Raw genomic sequence first — 22,867 nt, forward strand, 5'->3', positions numbered from 1 at the left:
CCGTGTTCAGGACTGCGCGGGGGCGCCATCGGCATCCCCCAGCAGGGCCTGCCGGCCGGTGTACTTTGCTGCGCCGAGGAGTATGCCGTGGAAGTCGGTCAGGGGCTTGCCGATCTGCACCCCATTGGCGCCCAGGCGCAGCTCGCGGATGGTGGACTCGTGCTGCGCGGTGCGGCTTTTGATGACCGATATGGCCTTGAGCACTTCGCCGCGTGCCTCGAAGAAGCGGTACTGCACCATGGCGTCGCTCAGGTAGCTGAGGTCTATGTCGGAGCGCATCTCCCCCACGGTGCCGTGCAGCGAGAGGATGATGAGCGTGACCACGCCCATGGAGTTCAGGTACGACAGCAGCTCGTGCATCTGCAGCAGCAGGTACTGCCCGCCGGGCATGGCCTGCATGTACGAGTTGAGGCTGTCGAGCACCACCAGGCGCACCTGGTCTTTTTCGACGGCTTGGCGCACCGCGTGGGCAAACTGGCCAGGCGACACCTCGGCAGGGTCGAACGAGCGGATCAGCAATTGGCCGTTGGCGATGAACGGGTCGATGTCCAGCCCCAGGGCGCGTGAGCGCTGGCGCAGCGACGAGAACCCCTCGTCAAAGAGGTAGTAGGCCACCTTTTCGCCGCGCCGCATGGCGGCCACCGCGCAGCTGATGGCGGTGGTGGTCTTGCCCACGCCGGCAGGGCCGGCCAGCAGCAGGTTGCTGCCGGGCGACAGGCCGCCGCCCAGCATGTCGTCGAGCGCGGCCGTGCCGGTGGAGATGGGGGTCTCGTCGAACTTGCCGCCGTGCTCGCCCGCCGCCAGGCGCGGAAACACCACCAGCCCGCCACGGTCGAGGTCGAAGTCATGGTCGCCGCTGCGGAACTTGACGCCGCGCAACTTGACCACGCGCAGCTGGCGCTTGTCGGGGCCGTAGGTGTTGGTGTTCTGGTTCAGATGCACCACACCATGGGCGATGCTGTGCAGCTGCTGGTCGCCCTCGCCGGAGGTCTTGTCGTCGAGCATGAGCACGGTGCAGCCCAACTGCGCGAAGAAGCGCTTCAAGGCGAGTATCTGGCGCCGGTAGCGCAGAGGGCTCTGGGCCAGCAGGCGCAGCTCGGACAGGCTGTCGAACGCCACGCGCTGGGGCTTGAGCTCGCCGACCAGGCGCATCACCTCGCGGGTGGTCTCGCCCAGCTCGAATTCGGAGGGGTGCAGGATGGTCTGCTCGGCCTCTTCGCTCAGGCCCTCGTCGCTGACCAGGTCGAACACGCGGATGCCGTCGAGCGTCCAGCCGTGCGACTGCGCCACCTGCGCAAGTTCTTCGGAAGTCTCGGACAGGGTGACGTACAGCCCACGCTCGCCCTTGTCGCGCCCCTCGATCAGGAACTGCAGTGCCAGCGTGGTCTTGCCGGTGCCGGGGCTGCCTTCAACCAGGTACAGATGGCGCGGGGGAAGGCCGCCACCCAGCACGTCGTCGAGCCCGGCGATACCGGTGCGTGCAGCGCTGTTCGGCTGCGAAGGCGATGGGGCGGGGTTGAGTTGGTACGTCAAATGATTCCTTCCATGGGCCGGTGTCCGACATGGCCGTTTCAGTGCATGCGCCCGGGATAGGGCAGGGCCGCAGGGTTCACGCGGTACCTTGCACACAGTTGTATCGGATTGTGGGTGGGCAACGGTTGCGGGGCAGTCAGCCAACTTCGGCGGACAAGGGGAGGCCGGTCCTACACGGTGAGCGGGGCGGCGGCGGCGTGGCGCGGGGCTTGCATGCTGCGCCAGAGGGGGAAATGGGGCAAAAGCGGGTGGGGCGCGGTAAGGCGTTTTCCTACATCGGCTACCCGGCGTGCCCTGCAAAGGAGCCTGCCGGCCCTGACGCGTCGAAAGCGGAAATCGGCCTCAGCGAGGACAGTTTTTTACCGGATTTGCAGCCCGCGGCCACGCCAGACAGGCGGATGGTCTTGCCTGGAGCGCGCTCAGCCAGCAGCGCCAGGGCTGCTGGCTGTCACGCAACGAATTCAGTTCTCAGGGCCGGGCCGTGGGCCGCGGTGTGGCAGTGGCTGCAGGCCCGCTGCCCGCCGCGTTGTGGGCCTTGTACTTCTTCCACAGGTAGCCGGCAATCGCCATCAGGATCATCTTGCGCATGGGGGTTCTCCAGGTTGGTTGTGACCCAGGAGCATCGGCGGCAACGCAGGCCCGCGCTGTAGGAGGTGGGGGCGAGCACGTGTCGGCAGCATGTACCGAAGCAGGGCGCGCGCGGCGGCTTTGGATGCCGCGCCTGCGGGCAGGGCGCGAAGCGACTCAGGGGGTGTTTCACTTCAAGCGAGTCTGCATCGAGCGATCCACTATGACACTTCGCAAGATATGGAAGATTTGTACTTCAGCGATGCATTACCGACAGAAAGCTCGGAGGCGGCTGAGCGGCCGACTTGCGCTGCCACCAAATAGTCTCCAAACAATGCAGGCCTGTAGTTGCTGCCCACTGGTAGAAGCAGATCGTCCGGCCCCTTCATCAAAAACTCCGCAAAAGATTGCGATTTTTTAACTGTCACACTTTGGTCTCGGCTTTTGAAATGCCTTCAATGTATCTGTCCAGTTTCTCTTTAAGTTCTTCATCAGTGCCCTTGAAAAATGCGCCCATAATGAATGATGCACCCGCCATGATGAAGCCCAGGGTGTAGGCGATTAGAAATGCTTTATTTAAACCCCATTCAAGACCTGTTCCTTTAAAGTCAGGGGTGGAGAAATAAAAATATGCACCATAACAAAGAATGGCTGAGCCAATGATGATGCCAGCGGTCGGAAACGCCTTTCCAAACAAGGCGCCGCAGCAGGGTATCACAATGACAACGGCAATATAAGCAAAAAAGGCCTTCGAAAAGCCCAGCACATAGTGAAGGAATAAAAAGATAACAAAAATAATCAACGCAGCCAGCGCAAGCTGGAAGATTACCCCTGAGGGTGAAGTGCTCGAGCTTTCATCAGACTTGTAGTCAACAACGCCGGAGCCAGAGGAATCCCGTCGCTGCAACACCGATTGTGCAACTTCGCGGGCTATTGGACTCAACTCGCCATGTGCCATTCGATATTCAATTTCATCGGAGTCCATCGCTTGATAGAGTTTTTCCAGGCTGGCTATTTTTTTGGGATCAGTCATAAACTTTCGAGAATTTCAATGGCCGTACAGACCCCAGCGTTGACACAGTGCATGGAGCCTGCAGGCCTTCCGAGGCGACGAACTCCAGCATCCTTGATCTTCCCTTGCATTGCGTGATTTTTCAGCCTGCGCGTCGCGGACGGGTACCTGGAGTAGCCTGTGGCGATACGCAGCCAGGTGATGCAGGACCACCCGAGGAGCTTCGCCACCACCTTGCGGCAGGTCTTGCTCGCACAGGGTGCGCAACGGGCCAGTCTTCATCCCAGGCACCCCCTGTACATGCCCCCAATGCTCAACCAATCAGTTCGTTCGCGCGAGGCGAAATCCTGTTTCAGGATGCCAAACCCTAGGTAATTTGGAGTCGCGGTATGTTGCTGTTGCGCGGTTACGCCACTGCTCGACCGAACCTCCGCGTACAGCGAGGAATTCGCACCTGTTGAGCCCTCTCCCCTGTGCACGATCTTTTGGACCCTTCTCCCGTGCGCTGCCATCAGTTGGCGCACCCTCATACGTAGGGTGCCAGCAGTCCGCCGTCCATTCTTCTGCATTGCCTGACATGTCGTAGAGCCCGAAAGCGTTGGGCCTTTTCTCCGCAACGGGGTGGATCTTCTGCCCGCTGTTCTCCCTGTGCCAGCCTATCGGATCAATATCATTTCCACCGCAATACATATCCGTGCTATTGCCCGCTCGGCAGGCGTATTCCCACTCGGACTCAGTAGGCAGGCGATACCCCGGCCCATCCACACGATTGAGCCATTCGATAAAATCGTCTATCTCCTGGCCATCAATATACCGTACCGGTGCATCATCACTGAAACTGTTGTGTTTTAGAAAACCAGTGTCATTTAGCTTCTTTTCGCCTTCCCGTCCTATTGATGAAAGGAACTTCTTGTATTGAGCGACAGTGACTTCCGTCTTGGCCATCTGAAAGGGTGGCACGTCAACTGCATGTGCCGGTATCGAAGCTCCCCAGGGCTTCTTGGCCGACTCCGCATCATCCCCCATCATGAACGTGCCTCCGGGCAAAGAGACCATCGTGACTCCAATGCTGTTTGTCACTTCAGGCAGCTTCAGCTGTTTTGATCCAGATGGTTTGCAAGCTGCAAGACCCATCAGAAGGAGCATGATCGATAATCGGAACAATGACTGATGGATGGATCGCATGCAAAGCTGATGGCTGGTCATAAAAAAGCAATTGGATAATTGACTGGCGTGCACATTGGCTCAAGGTATCTTGACCAGTCGAACACCTTTGTCCATGAAATTGGGAGCGTCCATGTCCTTCTCGATGGACATGCGAAAGGTGGCCTTGGTACTATCGTGCGACCGAGTTGCGCCCCCCCTGAACAGCCGGGCATGGCAGTAGCCGCCGTCAATCCAGGCACTCCCATCGTTGGGTGCGCCGACGTAGTTCCCATGCCAGCAATCCTGAACGTACTCATTGGCATTGCCCATCATGTCGAACAGTCCCCAGGCGTTGGGCTTTTTGCGGCCAACAGGCTGTGGACCGTAGGTGTAACCCCCCATCCATGCCAAATCCATGAAATCGCCATCGCCGCAGTACTCCTTGTGCCTGCCACCTGCCAAACAGGCATACTCCCACTCAGATTCACTCGGTAGCCTGAATCGATTCGCAGTGAGTGCTTCAAATTTTTCAGCCAAAATTTCGGCATCTTCGCGGTAAAGGTTGACCACCGCTCGGTCAGGCCCCAGATAAGTATTGCACTCCACCGCGCATGGATTCTTGCCAACTATTTTTTCATACTCAGCTTGCGTTACTTCATATTTTCCGAGATAGAAGCCTTTCAAGCAAACTTTATGCATCGGCTTTTGATCATCCCTGCTCTTCTCAGACCCCATGTCGAAGCACCCGCTTGGCACCCACACGAATTGCATCCCGGTCGTCGCCTCCGTCCAGATCGTTCCTGCAGCCGGTTCCATCAGCCTTTTTTCCCCGCCAGAGTATTTAACGGCAGCGGCAGCCAAAATCAACAAAAACAACCCACCAGCCAATACGCGCAACATACGCCGCCTTCCAACTCAAAAAATTTAACCGGATAGCCGGTCATGCAAGCTCGAATCAGCGATTCTGTCAAAATCGGTTGGAACATTCCAATATGCGACTTTGCAGTGGCTTGAGCCTAAAACAAAACGATGAGTAGTTTCATGGAATGCTGCGCCATATATTCGTGCAGATAGAAAATAGTGCATGCGGTAAATGAATTAGAAATGATACTTTGAAGCGTTCGCAAAATCTATGCAAGATATGCACCAAGTCTTCAAATTTCGACATAAGGGCATTCAATGCGAGTTGGGCGGCACGGCGCGAGTCCAGCTAAGCCGAGGAGGCGAACACCACCAGCGCAACGAGCGCGAGCAGTCCGAGCCTCAAAACTACGTGTCGCCAGATGCTGTCGTTCACAAAGTAAACCGCCAGGTCTTGCGACATGGGGACGGGACGAAGCGGGCTCACGCTGGCCAGTCCAGGATTGCCGACAGGAACCCAGCCCACGAGCCATGCCGGGAGGGCAAACAGGAGCCGACGCAGTTGGCCCATTGATTCGACTTTGTCACCCCGCTTCCATGCCATGCGCATCATCCAGGCATGGCTGGTTACATGGGGGATGAGGTACCGCTGGCCCAGAATGTGGGCACGCACCGCGTGCCGCAAAGCAGCCTTTTCATCGCAGGCCCGCAATGCGGATTTCATCATCGCGATTTCATGCCGACAGGCCAGCCGTGCTGACCTGAACCTGGGCACTGCTGGGGCATGATGGATGTCAGTCATGAGGAAGGATTGAATCAGTGCAACCCGCCCGCGTCTTGAACAAACCGGCTACCGCCGCCCATGATCCCCAGGGCATGCCCGTTCACCCCCCAGAAGAATTCGCTGATGCTGGCGACAACGCCAAGGTCCCAGGGCAGGCCGGCGTGCCCTTGCTGTGCCTCGGCCGTGGCTGGGGGACCTATGTAGGGCCTGTTCAGCAAAACAGGCCGCACAGCCATCACCTGATTCAGATCGCCTGGTCACCGTCCACTGCTTTTGAATTGAGTGCCGGAGACTACAAGGTACGAGGCATGGGCCATGTGGTGGACGCCGGTGCGTCCCACTGCATGCAATCCGCCGAACCGGTTCGGCTGTTGTTCCTCGATCCAGCGATGCCGATTGCGCGTGGCTGGCGTGCGATTTCAGGCGGAAACGTTTGCGAGTTGGATCCAGTCCAAGTGCAGCAACTGGAAACTCGCCTGCAGCAATGGATTCAAGCCAAAGCAGGCGATTCCAACGATCCACTTTCAGCAGGAACACGCGAACAAACGCTGGCCGAATGGCTCAGCGCAAAGCTCGACCAACCACTGCGCGCGTGCGATGCTGCGCAGGTACTCGGATTGTCCGAGGGGCGCTTTCTTCACTGGTTCACGCAGGTGCATGGTTTGCCTTTTCGACCCTATGTACGGTGGCTCAGACTCCAAAAAGCCCTTCGGTGTCTCGCCGAGGGGGCCACTCTGACTGCGGCGGCGTATGCATCGGGTTTTTCTGACAGCGCTCATCTGAGTCGCAGCTTTGCGGCGAGCTTCGGCATCGCGCCACGAGGCCTTCAGCGTGTGAAGATTCGATTGTCCAAGTCGGCAGGGCCCGATTTGGCGGGGTTTCTGCCTTCTTGAGGCTGCCTACCAACGCAGCAGGCTGCAGCACTCTGCTTGGGGATCGCAACAAGAAACGCTACTGATCGCTGGTGGGCCATGACGCTGGCTCGCCAGGATTCAAAGTGAACTGGCCAGCGGTTCCAGCCGGTGCGGTTCATTTCAACGCAGGGGCGTCGCGAGTATTCATGGCAATGCCGCGTGGGGCAGCGTTGCACTGTGCGGGAGGTTGCGTAAAGCTTCGGGCCAAGGCGCGCTGGTGGCGGCGTTGGTTTCAGTGGACCAGTCTGCGACGCAGGTCGTCGAGCAGCCATCGCCCGGCCACGCCGAGCGCGCGGTCACGCCGGTGGGCCGCGTAGATGGTCAGCCCTTCGGGTGGGGTGGGGTCGTCGTGGATCTCGATGGCGATGAGTGCCCCCGAGGCGATGGCCGTTGCCACCAGGTGCTCGGGCATGCGGCACCAGCCGAATCCCGCCAAGAGGAAGTCCATGCGGCGGCCCAGATCGGCGAAGCGCCATAGCCGGGTGCCCGCCACGCCGTAGTTGGGGCCACCCGGATCGGCCGGGTCCGACAGCACCAGCTGGACATGCGGCGCCAGGTCGCCCTGCGTGACCGGGCGGCCCAGGGCGGCCAGTGGATGGCCCGGCGCGGCCACCGCGCGCAGGGGGGCGCGCAGCAACGGGTAGGCGGCAATGTCCTCGGGTACGCCCGGCAGCAGCAGGCACAGCGCCATGGCCGCCGAGTCGCTGCGCAGCCGCCGCAGCGACCCGCCCAGCCCTTCGGTCGAAAAGTGCACCGGCAGATCGGGAAACGCCTGGCTCAGCGCACGCAGGCTGTCGATCAGCGGGGCGGTGGGCACCAGCGGGTCGATGGCGATGGCCAACTGCGGCTCCACCCCCGCCCGCGTGCTGGCCGCCACCGCCTCGAAGCGTGAGGCACTGGCCAGCACGAGCCGCGCCTGGTCCACCAGCACACGGCCCACCTCGGTCAACTGGGGCCGGTGGCCCTGGCGGTCGAACAGCGCGACGCCCTGCATGGCTTCCAGGTTGGCCACCGCCTGGCTCACTGCAGACTGCACACGCCTGAGCCTGCGCCCGGCGGCCGAAAAACTGCCCGTGTCGGCAATGGCCACCAGCACGCGCAACTGGTCGAGGGTGAGGCTTCCAATCATCGGTCCATCTCCCATATCCATCTCTACAGCAGATGAAAAGTATCACATTTTCATCGCTTCCACAGAAGCAGCGTGGCGCCTAAAGTCCCTTCACGACGCCATTGGCGGCCCCGCCCGGCGCACCCACCGGGCCCACCAGCCACCCCGAAAGAAAGAAGGAAAGAAACCTCCATGACCCAACTCCTCGTTGTTGAGACCAGCCCGCGCGGCGCCCAGTCCGTCTCGCGCCAGATGACCCAGCGCTTTCTTGCGGCCTGGCGCACCGCCCATCCGGGTGGCCATGTCGTGCACCGCGACCTGGCCGATGCCGATGGCGCGCCCCCGTTCGTCACGGCGCCCTGGCTGCATGCCTACTTCACGCCGCCCGCGAACCAATCGCAGGCGATGCGGGACGAACTGCGGCTGTCGGACGAGATGGTCGCCGAGGTGCTCGCGGCCGGGCACCTGGTCATCTCGACCCCGGTCTACAACTACAACGTCCCCGCGTCGCTCAAGGCCTGGGTGGACCATATCGTGCGCAAGGGCGCGACGCTCGGACTGGACGGCAAGGGCCTGGTCAAAGGCAAGCAGGCGACCCTGCTGATGGCCTCGGGCGGCGTCTACACCGAGGGGTCGCCCATCCGTGATCGCGACATTGCCACGCAGTATCTGCGGCTCATCCTCGGCGTCATCGGCATCGAGGACGTGACCGTGGTGGCCGGCGGCGGCGCCAAGGCCGTCGATCTGCGGGAGCAGACGATGGAGGGCTTCCTGGCGCCGCTGCAAGCGCAGATCGAGCGCGCCGCCGGCGCTGGCATCCCGGCCTGAGGTAAACACCCCAGGGCGCTGCCCGCCTTGCATGGGCAGGTGGCGCCTGTGCAGACCTTGGCAGCTGCGTATTTCGGTCGCTGCTGGACAGTGGGGACGAACTGAGCTGGACAGCTGGAACGGCCGGAGCTGGACACTCAGTTCGGCGCTCGTGGTCATTTCCAGATCGCGGACGTAAGCATCTGTGCAGCTTTGTCCGGTCGCCCTCTTGGGGATTCAGGGCGCTGGAGCCACCGGCTAGACTTCGGCTATCGGCAAGAAGCAGAAGTTGACGTCAATTTTCGATGTTTAATCGCTCCCCCTTTGCATGGCTCAAAGAGCGGCTCGTTATGTGGCGCTATCTGCGACCCGAGGTCGCCCAGAGCATTCGAGCGCTGAGGGCGCTACCTTTTTTGACATACACCGGTCGTCGTTTGAATGGCAATGGCTCCTTGTGGCGCAGTTTCCACTTCGCGGTCAATGGAACAGATTGGGTGGTCATCCTTCATGACCAAGGCAAGGCCAAGGGGCCATGGGTGATATTTATTGAGAGAACGCCGGGTACGGAGTTCGGTGGGCGATTTGCGAATTTTCAGAGGTTTACTGAACAGCTGCCAGCCGGTCTGCGCGCCCAGGTCAAAGCCCATGCCGCGTCCTTCCCGGGCCCGAACGCCAAAAGCTAGACGCTATCTTGAGCACCGCTGTATCGCCTCTTTGGACCCGAGGCTGTCGCTGATACGATGGCTGCCATCGGCCAAATGCGGTCGTTCGCTTGGTTTTCCAATTCAACTTGCTGAGGAGGCTAGGAGTCACTGCGCGCGAAGCCCGCGGGTGCTTGGGCTACCACGCCACTACTGCAGCGGCACCACGCCCTCCTTCACCTGGGCCGGCATGCCAGGGTAGCTGAAGCCCTGGCGGATTTTGAGCACGGTGCGGCCGTCCAGCGTCTCCACCCCAACGGTGCAGCCGAAGTGGTGCTCCGAGAGCGTGAGCACGGTCCCGCTCTGTACGGTGAGGCTCGGTTCGGGGGGCAGGTCGGGGCCTTTCGGATCCTGCGACCAGCGGGTGACCTGGCGGCCATGGATGTGGCCCATGTTGCCCAGCGTGTCCGAGAACCTCACCCCCGTGGTCTCGTGGAAACTGAGCGCCGCGCCACCAGGCACCGCGCGGGCCTCGACGATGATGGAGCAGGCCTTGAGCCCTGGCTGCGCGACATCGGGCGCCGTCTGGGCGCTGGCGCTCCCGGAGGCTAGTAGCAAGGGCAGCAGCCACCGCCACGGCGCTGCAACCCGGCTCCGTGGCTGTGCCATGCCAGGGTGGCGGGCGTGTTGGATTTTGTCGGTGCGGCAGTTGCGTAGCGTCATACGTAGCTTTCCAAGGCGAAGCAAGAGCTGCGCAAATTTAGCAGCGCCGGCAGGCGAGGCCCAGCAAAGAATGGCCGTGCCGTCACAGCAGGCGGACAGCCGTTGCGCAGGCGAGGTGAAAGACATCAGCAGTTTGGGTGGTATGCGAGGGCGCAACAGGGCCCTAGATTCGCGCGAATGCTGAAAAAAATGAGGGAACACCGAAAGCGGCGGGTCATCCCATCTTGGCCGTAAATCGATACCGGCGGCTAGACTTCGGCTATCGGCCAGAAGCGGTCGTTCGAAAACGAGTCACAGATGAATCTTGCAAGTCATATTGACATCTCAAAGCAGCTTGTTCGCGAGATGGCACAGTTCCTCGACAATGGGAGCACTGGTGGGTTTTTTGCGAAAGAAGCTGCATCAGTGGACGAACCGGCTCTTCGTAAGATGTGCATGGTGCTTCTACGCTGGCTCCAATCTGCAGCGGGAAAACCACGTCTTCGAGAGGTTAGAGCTCATGAATTTGGATCCTCCTGGGCGATTTTTTGCGCACTGTTGGCGTCGGGTAGCGGGTTTGCGAGCGTCTTTGCTCAACTAGAGACGGGCAACATTGGATTGATGTTTCCTGAGGAGCGAGATGAGCTCTGTAAGTTTGCGGTAGAGGCCTACACACCAATGAGATTTGCAACGATTAGGGTCCGATAGCTCACCGAATACGGCGGCGAGGAACGTACGGCTGCTTCGGGCACGTGGGTGCCGCTGATACGATGGCTGCCATCGGCCGAGGCTGTGTGAAAACGTCGATAGACGACTTTCACAGGGGTACTTCAACCCTTGCTCGCATCGAGATCGTGCGTTGTAGGCCGATCTAAGCGGTCGATTTCTGAGTCGGCCGGCAAGTCAAGGGCGCAACGTGCGTTTCCACACAGCCTCGGCCAAGAGCGGACATTCGTCACCTCGCCCAAGCAATTTTGGCACCACCATGAAAACACCAAATCAAGACAAAGATCGACTCTGGCAGGAGTTTCAGGAGAAATCAGGATTGGCGAAGCCAAGTCGTGGTTTCGTGGCAGTCATAGTGGTGATTGCCGCCATTCTCGGTGCCCCGGTTGTAGCGGCTATCTTTCGCTAGTCCGGCTCCTGTCGGCCAAGAGCGGACATTCTCCTAGCGGCTTTCACCAATGCAAATCGTTCTCGAATCCTCTCGATCTATCACTCTTCGTGAACTGCGGCTGCGCGGAACCTACGAAGGCCTCCTGAACGGGCTTCCGACAAGGGAAAAAAATCTGAGGCTTCTTGAGCGAATTGCTACAGACGAAAGCCACGCTCGATACGGCGTCGCCCCGATGATCGTGCCGCCTGTAGAAGCCGAAATCAAATTGCCCCCAGGGGAAGAGTATCCCTCCGGGTTCCCGGCACGCCTTCCGCAGATCTATTGCACAGCGCGATTCGAGTCGTTGTCGCCGACACGAAATGGTGAAGGCGACGCGTCAGGGCTTGTGGTTGTGTGGTTTCAAGAAGAGTTCTCTGTGCCGCCATCACCTGAAATTCTGCAGCACCTGCGGTCGATAGAGTGGGAAAAGCACGCTGGAAATTTCGAGTATTGACCTAGCGAAGACATGAGGCAGAATCCGGCCAGGAGCGGTCATTCGAGCCATTGAAGATGAACAGACCAGCCTTCGCAGTTTCGGCCCCTACAAATGACTAGAAGTGAGTCTTACGAGGTCAGCAAGCCTGAGCTGAATGAGCTACTGACCTTGCTCAGTCAGTGTGGACATGTCGTCTCGTTCTTCCTCAAACCCAAGCCGACGGTACTGCCGGCGATTGATACTGCCAATCCGCTCGCCACTTTGTTCGCCTTGCCTGCATTTCAAGCTCAAGCCGCGGAGCTTGGGGCCATCGCAGCTCAGCCGTTGCGATACAGCACCCTCAACAAATTCGAGTTTGAAGGTTCGCTGGTATCTGTGGCAGTTGCCGGTGGCTGTCATCACAATACGCGCGGAATCTCTCAGGAACACATTAGAGCCGTAGTGGCTGCCGGCCTGAATGCGGCCTTCCCACGTCCGTTCGACGACATTCACGTGTTCCGACTTGACGACGCGCGGTGGTGTCAAGCCACTGACGAGGCAACCATGTCTACGTCGTACGCTGCGTGGCAGAGTGCTCGTGGACTTTGGTGGCTTCTAAGCATTGCTGACATTGATTGACTACACCTGTCGACCATCAGACTCAGTTGTGTTCAAAGGTCCGCTATTGCCGCGCTTGATGTAACGCACCCCGAACGAGGACGGCAGAATCAGAAGACGACTTCGCTTGGGAATGTGTCGTCTTCGGGCCGATGCTGCCCTGCTACGATGGCGGCAACCGGCCAGCAGCGGACTTTTGAACCACCCTACAGAGATAAGCATTTGGACAATGCGTGAACCGCGTCAACTCAACGTGCAGCAGCAGAACGCTCGCACGCTACGCTCAATCCAAAAAAAGGCGGAGTACTGGCGTACTCATCCAATGCCCGAAGCGCTTCTCCTTTCTGCTGAGCTGCGAGGCGCGGACCTGTCGAGGTCGATCATCATTAGCCTCGATGTCGACTATCCAGGCATGCCAAGCTTGTTCGGGGTCTTGCTCACACAGCATGAGCGCTTCATCGAATTTGAGATCGAGGCGGAACACTCAGGGCCAGAGGTCTACGAATGGCGTGACATCACAGCTAGCCAGAACCTTGGCGCACATAATAGAGGAACTGGCGTTGGCGATGGGGCATTGGCGATCCAGGTACTACGCGCACTCAACGCCTGACCACTAGTTTGTGGCCTCATGCTCGGGTCAGACCTCATGCGTCAAACACTAAGAATCCTCATGGCTTGGCTACTTCCGCTTTGGGCCCTGAGCCGACATTCGCTCTTGCTCAAATCAGACACTCTTCATCCTTCAACTGAAGGACGACGCAGCAGTTGAACGAATATGGCCCAAGCGAATCCGGTCGAGGCGAAACCGAACAAGGCCCCGGCTGCGTTGTAGCCTGCCCCCAAGGCCATGACGGCGAACAAGGACATGAACGCCAGCTTCAGCCAGGGAAGCGTGATGAGCGTTCTCCTGAAGCCAAAGGCGGCCAGCAACGCAGACCCAAACATGGGCCCGTATGCAATAGCTCCGTAAGCCAATTCACTGGGAGTCCATGACTCCGCCGGAGCAGACACGAAACTCAGATAGAGAAAAATCGCACCCACTAGCGTGCACACTGCAGCGAAGAGCTCTTTCTTCCAATCTCCAAATGGGCATGCTCAAGCAACCTGGAAGCACGGAGTTCAGTGCCCGCTTCTGGCCGATGGCGGCTATCGTATCACCGGCAACCCGGGGCCCAAAGCCGACGCTGGGCCCCATTCCCGAGAGCTGACATCCCGCAAGGTCCAGTTTATCCTGCAGGTTTTGTCGCCTAAATTTTGTTGCCCCCATGTGCCCCTGCAAGAGTTGCGCGTCGTTCTTTGCTGATCCTACTTATCGATGCCCGGAGCTACTTGCACCGCTCGTGGCAGCATCAGCGGATAAGTATCCAGAGCATTTTTCGACTGAGATGTTGGAACTCACTGAAGAGGACTTTCAGGCTGGGAACGAAGGCTACTACCGTTGCTCTCAGTGCCTCCACTGGTGGTACATGGAGTTCGCATTCGAGGAGGTCCGATGGCCCATTTTCGGAGTGAAATCGTCCGAAGAGGAAAGGCTTGAGGTGGTTCTTTTGGGGCGAAAGGATCAAGTAGTTGAGTCCGCACGGGCGCAGGCGTTGGAGCTTCTGCTCGGTCAGTCGGGATCAAGTTGCGCCATGGTCGGATGCAAGCGTCACGCGCTCAATCGGGTGGCACTATGTTCCGAGCACTACTATTTCCCTTGGTGATCCGGGCTAAAAAGTCGATCCACGCGACGGACTGCGGCCGCGCTTGAACTCCAACGTTCAATGTCCGCTTTCATCTGCCCCAACCGACTGCTTCTGGCCGGTTGCCGCCATCGTATCAGCGGCGGCCATTGGCCCGAAGCAGTCGTCGCTCCAAGTTCAAAAGCAGTCCTTCGTTGCTAGCATTTATAGACGTTGCTCAAGTGCGCCTATGGACTCCGAGAATGCATTCCAATAGGCAGCAAGGTAGGAGTTCTTTTGAGAAAGCTGCCGAATTCGCTGCACGACGGCCTGGTCCGATCTGACCCGATCCCAAAAAAGCGCGACTCGTGTCCGCGTGTCTTCAAAAACGCCCTCGGCAGAGCGACTGAAACCACAGAAAAAGTAGAGCCTGCTTAGCGCTTCGCCAACAACGTTGTCGTCCACGTCCGAAAGGGCGCCAATCAGAACTTCGCTCTCGTCGGCCGTAGATGGATTAAGAATGCTGACTAGGCATTCGCGCCAGCTAGCTGGCTTCGTCTTTGCAACGCGAAACAATACCTCGCGGTCTTCTGGGTTCAACCTAGAGAGAAGCTCTTCGCCGTCTTCATAGGCGTACTCATTCCAGTCCATTGCGTCCGGATCAGCATTGGTCAAAAGAGCATCGAGCTCGATAACTGCGTTGGACTGCTGCATGGGAGTGTCTGGTATTGGCCGATAGCCGAAGTCTAGCCGACCGTCCCAACTGTTCCTCAGCGAGGGAGCAGGCGATCTGCCGACGTCTGACCGTGGTGTCGAACACTGTGACCACGGTGCCGAACCGGCTGTCCAGGAGCTCCGAAATACGCAGCAGCTGCAGCACCTGGGAATAGCCCCGCTCCTACACGTCGCCGCGTGAGAATGGCCTATGTTCGATTCGCCGCCGGGCGCTGTCTTGCCCACGGCCTACGAACATGATCCAACGCCTCACCACCCTTCTTCTTGCATTTGCTGGCGCCCTCGCACTCACGGGCTGCGGCTACAACGATTTTCAGCGGCTGGACGAACAGTCCAAGGCCGCATGGAGCGAGGTGCTCAACCAGTACCAGCGCCGCGCGGAGCTGGTGCCCAACATCGTGGCCAGCGTGAAGGGCGAGGCCAATTTCGAGCAGGAGACGCTGACCCGCGTGGTGCAGGCCCGCGCCCAGGCCACGGCCATCCAGGTGACGCCCGAGACCCTCAACGACCCCGAGGCCATGCGCAAGTTCCAGGCGGCGCAGGGCGAGCTGTCGAGTGCGCTGTCGCGCTTGATCGCGGTGTCCGAGCGCTACCCCACGCTGCAGGCCAACCAGGGCTTTCGCGACCTGCGCGTGACGCTGGAGGGCACCGAGAACCGCATCGCCGTGGCGCGCAACCGCTACATCGACACCGTGCAGCAGTACAACACCCTGGCGCGCAGCTTTCCCACCAACATCACGGCCAAGGTGTTCAGCTATGACCCCAAGCCGCCGATGGCCGTGCCCAACGAGGCCCAGATCTCGACCCCGCCCATGGTGGACTTCTCGTCCACCCCCCAAAAGCCGTGAGCTGCGGGCCCATGCCGCACGCCCAGCCCTGGTGGCGCCACCTCGCCGTTGCCGCCACCTTGCTGTTCGGCTCGCTCTGCGCCTGGGCCCAGTCGCCCGTGCAGCCGGTGCCGGCACTCACCGGCCATGTGGTGGATGGCACGGGCACGCTCAATGCAGCGCAGCGCGAGGCGCTTGAAGCGCAACTGGCCGCCCTGGAGACCAGCCAGGGCAGCCAGGTGGTGGTGCTGATGGTGCCCACCACCGCGCCCGAGGACATTGCCGCCTACGCCAACCGCGTGGCCAACCAGTGGAAGATCGGGCGCCGCGATGTGGGCGACGGCGTGCTGGTGCTGGTCGCCAAGGACGAGCGCAAGATGCGCATCGAAGTGGCCAAGGCGCTCGAAGGCGCCATCCCCGACATCGCGGCGGCGCGCATCATCGACGGCACCCTGCAGCCGCGCTTTCGTGCCGGCGACTTTGCCGGCGGGCTGCAGGCCGCGGCCACGCAGCTGGGCGCCCTGATTGCGCGCGAGCCGCTGCCCGAGCCGTCTGTTGCACCGTCGCAGCCCGCGCCAGGCCAAGGCATCGGGTCGGGGTTTGGCTGGGGTGAGGCCGCCATCGTGCTGGTGATGGGCGTGCTGATCGGCGGGCCGATCGCGCGCTCGGTGTTCGGCAGCGCATTCGGCTCGGTCGTCACGGGCGGTGCGGCAGGCGTGGGCGCCTTTGTGCTTACCTCCAGCGTGCTGCTGGCGGGGCTGGCCGGTGTGGCGGGCCTGCTGTTCACGCTGTTGGCCGGCGCGGGCCGGCGCACCACCATGCGACAGGGCGGCTCTGGCGGCCCCTGGGGCGGCGGGCTCGGTGGGCTTGGAGGCCTTGGAGGTCTTGGCGGTGGCGGCTTCGGAGGAGGCGGCGGCTCGCGCGGTGGTTCGGGCGGCGGCTTCAGCTCGGGCGGCGGTGGCAACTTTGGCGGGGGCGGTGCCTCCGGAGGGTGGTAGCCATGGGTCTGTCCCGATCTCTGCGCGCGCTGCGGCGCCTGGCCGTGCACCGCTGGCAAGAGGGCGACGTGCGCCGGGCCTTGCCCGACGACGCCTTGGCACGCCTGTCGGCGCGCGTGGCGGCCAGCGAGCAGCTGCACACGGGCCAGATCCGCATCTGCGCCGAAGGCGCGCTGCCCTGGAGCTACCTGCACCGCGAGGCCACCGCCCGCGAACGCGCCCTCATGCTGTTCAGCAAGCTGCGCGTGTGGGACACCGAGCACAACAACGGCGTGCTGATCTACCTGCTGGTGCCCGAGCACGCCATCGAGATCGTTGCCGACCGCGGCCTGGCCCGCAGCGTGGCGCCGGGCGAGTGGCAGGCGCTGGTGTCCCAACTGGCGGTGCACCTGCGCGAAGGCCGCTATGAAGAAGGCCTGGCGCAGGCGGTGGATGCGGTGTCGGCCAGGCAGGCGGCGCATTTTCCCAGGCGGGGCGCCGGTATGGCTTACGCCAACGAGCTGCCTGATGCGCCGGTGGTTCGGTGAGTGATTGATGGGCGCCTGCGCGGCTTGGTGCAGGGGCGGGAGGGTAGGGCGCTGGCCGGGACTTTCTTCTACCCTTCTACCCGCCCAGGTACGGGATGTTGCTGCGATCCAGGGACAACTTCGGCCGCTCACTTTGAGCTTGGATGGCCGCTGTATGCTGGCGCTGCAGGCTGTGGCCTTTGCAACAACGCCTTTCACGGAGAACCCACCATGCCCAACACCCGAAGCGCGAACGCTGTTCGCCTGGAGTTTGCGCCCGACTCCCTTGTTCAAAGCAATCTGTCGGGTGCGGCTTTCACCGGCGACTGGCTCTGGGTGGCAGGCGATGAAGCCTGCGGCCTGGACCGGCTGCGCCGGCTCGACCCCGTGGGCCAGGAAGCCTTGCGCTTTGGCGAGGTGCGCGACTTCAAGCTGGACGACCTGCTGGACTTGCCCGGCGCGGCCGGCGAGGAGGCTGACCTGGAAGGCATGGCGGTGGCCGATGGTTTTCTGTGGGTGGTGGGCTCGCATGGCTTGAAGCGCAAGAACGCCAAGCCCGACCGGGACCACGCCGACAACGCCAAGCGCTTGGCGAAAGTGGCCCTCGATGGCAACCGCCGCCTGCTGGCATGCCTGCCCATCGAGCCTGACGCCAACGGCGAGCCCTGCCTGGTTCGAGAGGCCCAGGACGGCCGGCGGGCCCTGCGGCTCAAGGGCGATGCGCAAAGCAACCTGCTGACCCGCGCGCTGGCCGACGACCCCCATTTCGGCCCCTACATGGCGATCCCGGGCAAGGACAACGGTTTGGACATCGAAGGCCTGGCGGTGGACGGGCGCCGACTGCTGCTCGGCCTGCGCGGCCCGGTGCTGCGCGGCTGGTCGGCGCTGATCGAGATCGAAGTCGAGGCGCGCGGGGACCAGCTGCGCCTGGTGCCACTGGACGCCACCGGCATCCTGCTGCGCAAGCACTTCCTTCAGCTGGACGGGCTGGGGGTGCGAGACCTGCATTTTTCCGGCGACGACCTCTACATACTGGCCGGCCCGACGATGGTGCTGAACGGCGACATCCGCGTCTTCAAGTGGCCTGCAGCGCGCCCATTGCTGGCAGCCAACCGGGAGCCGGCACGCTTCGAGGCGGGTCTGACCGAATCGGTCTCGCTGCCGCACGGGCACGGTACCAATCGCGCCGAGGCGATCTGCGACCTGCCGCCGGGACTGGCAGGGCGAAAGCCGAGCTGGCTTGTGCTGTATGACGCGCCCGGGGCCGACCGCAAGGAGGGTGAGTCCACCGTGTTCGGTGACCTGCTGCGCCACGATTGATACGGACTCGCCTTCAACCGTCCAGGAGGCTGTCGGACTTGGAGCGTCGAAAGCGAAAATCGGCCCCAGCGAGGACAGTTTTTGCCGGATTTGCAGCCCCATAGCCAGGCTATGGGGCAAAAAGGCGGTGAAAAATGGACCGCTGCGGCCGATTTGCAGCCGACGATTTCCAAGTCCGACAGCCTCCTGGCGTCGTTGGTTCGCCTTGCCGTGCTACAGCACTGTCTGCGGCTTCCCGCCTGGTTATACGGTCGAATGCAAATCCGTATGAGTCCACTGTCGGCGCTGCTTCGACAGGCGCGGAAATGGTCTGTTCAGATATTGATGACTCGTGCATCGATTTCAACGAGTTGACGTTCATTGGCGGGACAGGACACTGGCGAGGCAAGGCTCGCACGGCGGGTCTGGCGCGAGGGTTCCGATGGAAGCCGCACCCACTTCGTTCAACGCGGCCAGGCACCGGCCATGGCCAGCGCCAGCACCGCGCCTGCAAAAAGATCGGACACCATCGCCACGTTCTCCAGCCGGTTGCGGTGCGGTTGCCGCAGGTGGTTTGCCCCGGCCAGCAGGTAGAAGATACCCCCGGCAAGGGCTGCCGGAATGCGCCAGGCCGGCCACAGAGAACTGCCCAGCGCCATCGTGCCCAAGGCGAGGTTCGCAAAGCCCAGTTCGCGCACCAGAAGCATGGACTCCTCGCCCTTGTGTCCCAGGATCACCCGTGCGGTGTATTCCGGCTGCAGGACCTGGCGCGCACCCGCCAGGAAAAGCCGCCACCCTACGGCCCAGAAGACATACCACTTGAGTATCGACATGCCGTCGAACGCTGCGGACGTGAAGGCCACCTCGCACCCGATGGAGGCGATGGGCAGCACGAACATGAGCAGTGCCACGATGGCGTAGTACATGGGGATCCTCCAGCCTGTTGTGCATGGGCGCTGTGGCCGTCGATGGCAGCAGTGTAGGGGTAGGGACCCTCTGCACAAATCCCTGCGGCCGTTGGCAGCGCGGCCTTTGGCGGTCCGCTGCGTTGCTTCTCTTGCCAATAGCCCTGCTATTGACTGCACGAAGACGCCTTGCGGCCCATCCCGATCCGCACTACCGCCGATCCGCGAGGTTTATGCAGAGGATCCCTGGGGCCTGCGCTCAGCGCCTGTCCCTGAAAGTCACCGACCAGCGCAGCTCCTGGGTCGGTTCCACGCTGTGCTGCCACTTCCAGCGCGCATCGCCCTGCAGCACATAGATGGAGCGGGGCTCCACCTCCAGTGCCACCATCTGGCGCTGCAGCGCCGGGCTGTAGGGCCAGGGCCGAAAACGCAGCGTGGCCGGGCCGCCCAGTGACACGCCGATGATGCGTTCGAAGTCCGGCACGTCGCGGTGCCAGCCGAGGGGCGTGCCCGGCGCGTATTCGGACACCAGGGCGTGAAACAGGTCCCCGGGCTGCAGCCCCTGCCACGCAGCCACGCGGGCCCGCAGGGGTGCAAGGCGTTCGTCGAGCGGCTTGCCCGGCCGCAACTGGTGGGTGTCGAAATCGTACGAGCCGCCAAAGCTCGTCACCCGGCGCCGGGCCAGGTACTCCTTGTACCGGGCGGCGTGCAGCGGCAGTGACTGCAGGGTGGCGATGAGCGCTGCCTCTTCTGCCCGCCCCAGAAAGCCCGCCTGGTAGACCAGACCGGGAATGGAGGCGCGCACCGGTGCATCGCCAAACAGGCTCGACTGGTCCATGGTGCAGGTGCGGTTCGTACGTGGGTGCCGGCAGCGCGGGCGGACGGCGTGGCCTGTGCCCTGCGCACAGGCTGCTACCCCAGGCGCACTTCGAAGCGGCTGCCGTCGCGCACGGCCAGGCCCCGGTAGCCCGCCAGGCGCGCGATGGACAGGGCGCGCACCCAGCGCTGCAGGGCCACCAGGTCGTGCGCCGAGACGTCCTCGGGCTCGACGCGCTCCAGCGCGTCGATGGTGTGCAGGGTGGCGGCAATGTCGTCGGGGCTGCCGAACTGGTGCTCCAGGGCAACGGCAAAGCGCACCTCTGCAGCGGTGCGTTGGGCCTGCGCAAGGCCGGGGTAGTCGCACAGGGCGACGGTGTAGGTGGCGTCCAGAACATCCATGCTCATCTCCAAAAGACTGGATGAATTTACAGTATTTTGGGCTGGGCGGCCAGGAGATTGATGCGGCTGCTGCCAAAAGACGGCCGGTGCTGGCGGGGCAGCTATGGATTTGCGAGCGCACGCGCTGGCGCGGCAAAAGCCAGGCGCCCGCCCCCGGCGCCAGCACCAGACGCTATAAGGCCGCCAGGCGGCCTGCCACCTCGTTCAGTATGCGCTGCCGCCCGCGGTCGTGCCCGGATTTGAGGCACTGGCGCTCCACCGCCAGGGCCATGTCTTCGCGGGCGGTCAGGTGGTTCAGGGCGAGCAGCACGGCGCTGTCGGCCAGGTGGGCGCCGCTGCCTGGTGCAGTGCCGGCCGCATCGAAATCCAGCACGTCAGACGCTGTCTGGCAAGCGTCCAGTGCAGGCAGGCACAGCGATTCGATCGAGGCCAGGAAGGCGGGCAGCAGCCGGTCAAGCTGGTCGATGGTGCAGGCGATAAAGCAATCGAAGTCGTTCGAGTAGTCGAAGCGCGCAAAGTCCTGCAGTGCGGTGCCCGCTGGCACGAAGAGGCGTATGTCCTTGGCGGGGGCCACGGCGGCGGCCACGGCGGGTGGCAGGCTCGGCGTCAGCGAGCAATAGAACAGGTGCTGCCACAGCTCGCTGGTACGGTAGATCTTGATGGCCTGCAGCCCGGCCGGCGTCTGGCGCTGGAACTCGGACCAGGTATCGCCGCCCTTGGCCAGCACAAAGCCGTGCCGTTGCAAGGGGGCCTGCAGCACGGCCTTGGTGCGCGCCCGCAGAATGCCCGCCGTCAGGCGCTCGGCATCTGCCGGCGCGGGCTGCCGGGCCGCCGCCGGGCGGGGCGAGACGCCGTCCATGTCCAGCTGCAGGCGGCCAGGCAGGTAGACGCAGCCACCTTGCTCGTCGAGTACCGTGAGCCCCAGCGCATCGGCCTCGTCGATCAGCGCCGGCAGCAACTGCGCGGGGCCGTCACCGTACAGCGCCAGGCTGAGAACCACCCCCTGGGTCTGCACCTGCGGGGGCGCAGGCTCGACCCAGGTGCCATCACCGGCGTCTGCGCCCACGCCACCCACCTGGGCCGGAAAGCGCTGCACCAGCCGGGCCAGCAGGTCGGCAAAGCGGCGCAGCGGGGCGGGGTCTGGCGAGTCCAGCAGGTGCTCGTGCAGTTGCAGAGCCTGCTCCATCGAGCGTGGCGCCTCGTGCTCCCAGAGGTGGATGACGTAAGACATGGGCTCTGCCTTGGCGATGAAGGTGGAGGAGGGCGCACTGCCAATGGTTCGGGTCGCGGGACCGCGTTGCATTGTCGCGCACGGGCAGCGCGCGCGTGGTCGGTGCGCAGAACCTGTGCCGGGCGGCCACCGAGCGGATCCGGGACGCTTTCACATTCTTCGCGACCATGGGGCGGCACCTACCGCTCTTGCCGCGCAGGGGGCTTTTGCCGCATGCCGGGGCGCCACTCCCCCACGGGCCGGGCGGGTCATGAGGCAGCAGGCCGCCCGGGGACTGGCGGCGCTGACGGTGCGCCGGAAGGCTTGTACCGCGCGGCACGCTCTTGCAGGCGCTGCTGTTCGCGCAGCAGCACCTTGCTTACCTTGCGCAGGTTGGCGATCTGGGCCTCGATCGCCGTGCGCTTGTCGGCCATCAGGCGGGCGCCCTTGGCGCAGTCGATGCTTTTGGCGCGCATGGCATCGAGCACCTGGCGAATCTCCTGCAGCGAGAAGCCCAGCGACTGCAGTTGCTGCAGCAGGGCTGCGTCCCGGGCGGCCGACTCGGGGTAGTCGCGGTAGTTGTTCTGGCCGCGCTGCACGCCGACGAGCAGCCCCTCGCGTTCGTAAAAGCGCAGCGCGTGGCGGCCCAGGCCGGTGCGGCTTTCCAGCTCCGATATGCGCATCGAAATTTCCCTTGACTGTAGACCTTGCTCTACAGATTAGCATGGCTTTTTTGAAGAGGGCACACCATGCATTTGCTGGTCGAAAAGACGGTCTCCATCCACCGGCCTGTGCAGGCGGTGTTTGGCTACATATCGAACATGGAGCAGTTTGGCGAGTGGTTCCCGGGCGTCATTTCGATCGAATCAATCGGCGCGCTCGCCCATGGGCAGCCGGGCAAGGAGTACCTTGAAACCGTGGCCGTGCCACTCCGGGGGCGCCGGCAGGTCACCCTGCAGGTGCAGGAGGCCAGGGCCCCCGGGTTCTTCGCCACCGAGGGGCGGTTTGTGCCGCTCCTGCCGCGCATGGAGATCTCGCTGCATGCCACGGCGCCGCAGTCCTGCGAGCTCACCTGGCGCATGTTCAGCCGAAGCCAGAGCCTTGCCGTGCGCTGCCTGCTGCTGCCGCTGGCCAGGCGGGTCATGCGGCAGCGGGCAGACCGGGGCCTGGCGGCGCTGAAAGCGCGCATGGAGGGAGGTGCCGGTACCTGAACCCGGGTGGAATCCGTGCGCTGGGTATTCGGT

26 protein-coding genes are annotated in these 22,867 nt (G+C 62.5%); 11 read left to right on the forward strand and 15 right to left on the reverse strand.

Annotated features, from left to right (window positions below; all coding sequences use genetic code 11):
* Positions 1-6: 6 nt before the first annotated feature.
* The 5 genes from AC0IZS_RS22095 to AC0IZS_RS22115 form a co-directional block, all read right to left on the reverse strand.
* Entirely contained in the window at positions 7-1,533 is a 1,527-nt protein-coding gene (locus AC0IZS_RS22095; RefSeq protein WP_471637593.1) for an ATPase domain-containing protein, read from the reverse strand.
* A gap of 991 nt (positions 1,534-2,524) precedes the next feature.
* Positions 2,525-3,133: a hypothetical protein gene (locus AC0IZS_RS22100; RefSeq protein ID WP_471637594.1), complete on the reverse strand. Its 609-nt coding sequence runs from the start codon at positions 3,131-3,133 to the stop codon at positions 2,525-2,527.
* A 300-nt stretch (positions 3,134-3,433) separates the two neighbouring features.
* Complete coding sequence (locus AC0IZS_RS22105) at positions 3,434-4,258, reverse strand: formylglycine-generating enzyme family protein (protein ID WP_471637595.1); 825 nt, start codon at positions 4,256-4,258, stop codon at positions 3,434-3,436.
* Positions 4,259-4,357: 99 nt separating this feature from the next.
* Positions 4,358-5,158: a formylglycine-generating enzyme family protein gene (locus AC0IZS_RS22110; protein ID WP_471637596.1), complete on the reverse strand. Its 801-nt coding sequence runs from the start codon at positions 5,156-5,158 to the stop codon at positions 4,358-4,360.
* Between the two features lie 310 nt (positions 5,159-5,468).
* Positions 5,469-5,921 (reverse strand): DUF3703 domain-containing protein, encoded by a 453-nt coding sequence (locus AC0IZS_RS22115; protein WP_471637597.1) that lies wholly within the window; start codon positions 5,919-5,921, stop codon positions 5,469-5,471.
* A 17-nt stretch (positions 5,922-5,938) separates the two neighbouring features.
* On the opposite strand from AC0IZS_RS22115, the gene AC0IZS_RS22120 reads away from it, so the two are divergent.
* Positions 5,939-6,796, forward strand: a complete 858-nt coding sequence (locus AC0IZS_RS22120) for an AraC family transcriptional regulator (RefSeq protein WP_471637598.1) — start codon at positions 5,939-5,941, stop codon at positions 6,794-6,796.
* 253 nt (positions 6,797-7,049) lie between these two features.
* Here AC0IZS_RS22120 and AC0IZS_RS22125 read toward each other — a convergent pair whose 3' ends face one another.
* Positions 7,050-7,946 carry a LysR family transcriptional regulator gene (locus tag AC0IZS_RS22125; RefSeq protein WP_471637599.1) on the reverse strand — a complete coding sequence of 299 codons (897 nt, stop codon included), beginning with the start codon at positions 7,944-7,946 and terminating at the stop codon, positions 7,050-7,052.
* A gap of 171 nt (positions 7,947-8,117) precedes the next feature.
* Here AC0IZS_RS22125 and AC0IZS_RS22130 point away from each other — a divergent pair, with 171 nt between their 5' ends.
* Positions 8,118-8,753: an FMN-dependent NADH-azoreductase gene (locus tag AC0IZS_RS22130; protein WP_471637600.1), complete on the forward strand. Its 636-nt coding sequence runs from the start codon at positions 8,118-8,120 to the stop codon at positions 8,751-8,753.
* A gap of 383 nt (positions 8,754-9,136) precedes the next feature.
* On the opposite strand, the gene AC0IZS_RS22135 is transcribed toward AC0IZS_RS22130, so the two are convergent.
* A complete protein-coding gene (locus tag AC0IZS_RS22135; RefSeq protein WP_471637601.1) occupies positions 9,137-9,379 on the reverse strand; it encodes a hypothetical protein in 243 nt (80 codons plus the stop codon).
* A 204-nt stretch (positions 9,380-9,583) separates the two neighbouring features.
* Positions 9,584-9,991 carry a hypothetical protein gene (locus tag AC0IZS_RS22140; protein ID WP_471637602.1) on the reverse strand — a complete coding sequence of 136 codons (408 nt, stop codon included), beginning with the start codon at positions 9,989-9,991 and terminating at the stop codon, positions 9,584-9,586.
* A 1,069-nt stretch (positions 9,992-11,060) separates the two neighbouring features.
* On the opposite strand from AC0IZS_RS22140, the gene AC0IZS_RS22145 reads away from it, so the two are divergent.
* The 4 genes from AC0IZS_RS22145 (at position 11,061) to AC0IZS_RS22160 (ending at position 12,874) form a co-directional block, all read left to right on the forward strand.
* A complete protein-coding gene (locus AC0IZS_RS22145) occupies positions 11,061-11,210 on the forward strand; it encodes a hypothetical protein (protein WP_471637603.1) in 150 nt (49 codons plus the stop codon).
* Positions 11,211-11,259: 49 nt separating this feature from the next.
* Entirely contained in the window at positions 11,260-11,685 is a 426-nt protein-coding gene (locus AC0IZS_RS22150; RefSeq protein WP_471637604.1) for a hypothetical protein, read from the forward strand.
* Between the two features lie 150 nt (positions 11,686-11,835).
* Positions 11,836-12,285, forward strand: coding sequence for a hypothetical protein (locus tag AC0IZS_RS22155; RefSeq protein WP_471637605.1), 450 nt, complete (start codon positions 11,836-11,838; stop codon positions 12,283-12,285).
* 208 nt (positions 12,286-12,493) lie between these two features.
* Positions 12,494-12,874, forward strand: a complete 381-nt coding sequence (locus AC0IZS_RS22160) for a hypothetical protein (protein WP_471637606.1) — start codon at positions 12,494-12,496, stop codon at positions 12,872-12,874.
* Between the two features lie 125 nt (positions 12,875-12,999).
* Here AC0IZS_RS22160 and AC0IZS_RS22165 read toward each other — a convergent pair whose 3' ends face one another.
* Positions 13,000-13,209, reverse strand: coding sequence for a hypothetical protein (locus AC0IZS_RS22165; RefSeq protein WP_471637607.1), 210 nt, complete (start codon positions 13,207-13,209; stop codon positions 13,000-13,002).
* 941 nt (positions 13,210-14,150) lie between these two features.
* Positions 14,151-14,639, reverse strand: coding sequence for a hypothetical protein (locus AC0IZS_RS22170; protein ID WP_471637608.1), 489 nt, complete (start codon positions 14,637-14,639; stop codon positions 14,151-14,153).
* A gap of 257 nt (positions 14,640-14,896) precedes the next feature.
* Between AC0IZS_RS22170 and AC0IZS_RS22175 the strand changes: the two genes are divergently transcribed.
* From AC0IZS_RS22175 to AC0IZS_RS22190, 4 genes are all read left to right on the forward strand, one after another.
* On the forward strand, positions 14,897-15,508 hold the full coding sequence (locus AC0IZS_RS22175; RefSeq protein WP_471637609.1) for a LemA family protein: 612 nt from the start codon (positions 14,897-14,899) through the stop codon (positions 15,506-15,508).
* Positions 15,509-15,519: 11 nt separating this feature from the next.
* A complete protein-coding gene (locus tag AC0IZS_RS22180; RefSeq protein WP_471637610.1) occupies positions 15,520-16,485 on the forward strand; it encodes a TPM domain-containing protein in 966 nt (321 codons plus the stop codon).
* 2 nt (positions 16,486-16,487) lie between these two features.
* Complete coding sequence (locus tag AC0IZS_RS22185; protein ID WP_471637611.1) at positions 16,488-17,012, forward strand: TPM domain-containing protein; 525 nt, start codon at positions 16,488-16,490, stop codon at positions 17,010-17,012.
* 210 nt (positions 17,013-17,222) lie between these two features.
* Positions 17,223-18,311, forward strand: coding sequence for a DUF3616 domain-containing protein (locus AC0IZS_RS22190; protein WP_471637612.1), 1,089 nt, complete (start codon positions 17,223-17,225; stop codon positions 18,309-18,311).
* A 443-nt stretch (positions 18,312-18,754) separates the two neighbouring features.
* On the opposite strand, the gene AC0IZS_RS22195 is transcribed toward AC0IZS_RS22190, so the two are convergent.
* The 5 genes from AC0IZS_RS22195 to AC0IZS_RS22215 all read right to left on the reverse strand — a co-directional run bounded on the left by AC0IZS_RS22195 (position 18,755) and on the right by AC0IZS_RS22215 (position 22,306).
* Positions 18,755-19,216, reverse strand: coding sequence for a DUF6790 family protein (locus tag AC0IZS_RS22195; RefSeq protein WP_471637613.1), 462 nt, complete (start codon positions 19,214-19,216; stop codon positions 18,755-18,757).
* A gap of 238 nt (positions 19,217-19,454) precedes the next feature.
* On the reverse strand, positions 19,455-20,033 hold the full coding sequence (locus tag AC0IZS_RS22200; RefSeq protein WP_471637614.1) for an alpha-ketoglutarate-dependent dioxygenase AlkB: 579 nt from the start codon (positions 20,031-20,033) through the stop codon (positions 19,455-19,457).
* Between the two features lie 74 nt (positions 20,034-20,107).
* Positions 20,108-20,413, reverse strand: coding sequence for a hypothetical protein (locus tag AC0IZS_RS22205; RefSeq protein WP_471637615.1), 306 nt, complete (start codon positions 20,411-20,413; stop codon positions 20,108-20,110).
* Between the two features lie 172 nt (positions 20,414-20,585).
* Positions 20,586-21,644 (reverse strand): hypothetical protein, encoded by a 1,059-nt coding sequence (locus tag AC0IZS_RS22210; RefSeq protein ID WP_471637616.1) that lies wholly within the window; start codon positions 21,642-21,644, stop codon positions 20,586-20,588.
* A gap of 248 nt (positions 21,645-21,892) precedes the next feature.
* Entirely contained in the window at positions 21,893-22,306 is a 414-nt protein-coding gene (locus AC0IZS_RS22215; protein ID WP_471637617.1) for a MerR family transcriptional regulator, read from the reverse strand.
* Between the two features lie 66 nt (positions 22,307-22,372).
* On the opposite strand from AC0IZS_RS22215, the gene AC0IZS_RS22220 reads away from it, so the two are divergent.
* A complete protein-coding gene (locus AC0IZS_RS22220; protein ID WP_471637618.1) occupies positions 22,373-22,834 on the forward strand; it encodes an SRPBCC family protein in 462 nt (153 codons plus the stop codon).
* The last annotated feature ends 33 nt before the right edge of the window (positions 22,835-22,867 follow it).

The organism is Acidovorax sp. AC410 (assembly GCF_979253235.1).